1 protein-coding gene is annotated in these 202 nt (G+C 64.9%); it reads right to left on the reverse strand.

Annotation, left to right across the window (positions count from 1 at the left end):
• The coding region (locus tag JK364_RS54915) for a ketoreductase domain-containing protein (protein WP_201858956.1) at nucleotides 1-202 on the reverse strand (202 nt) is incomplete at both ends.

A 202-nucleotide genomic window follows, 5' to 3' on the forward strand; every position in this document is an offset into this window, starting at 1 on the left:
GACGAGAAGACGACGAACAGGGCGAGGTCTTGGTCTTGGGTGAGTTCGTGGAGCCACCAGGCGGGGTTGGCTTTGGGGGCGAGGGTGGTGGTGAGTGCGTCGGTGTTGAGGTGGTCGATGGTGGTGTCGGCGAGGGTTCCGGCGGTGTGGATGATGCCGGTGAGGGGGCCGATGTCGTTGATGAGGTGGGTGAGGGCGGTGT

The sequence above is a fragment of the Streptomyces endocoffeicus genome (genome assembly GCF_016741935.1).
In the GTDB taxonomy this organism is placed as follows: domain Bacteria; phylum Actinomycetota; class Actinomycetes; order Streptomycetales; family Streptomycetaceae; genus Streptomyces; species Streptomyces endocoffeicus.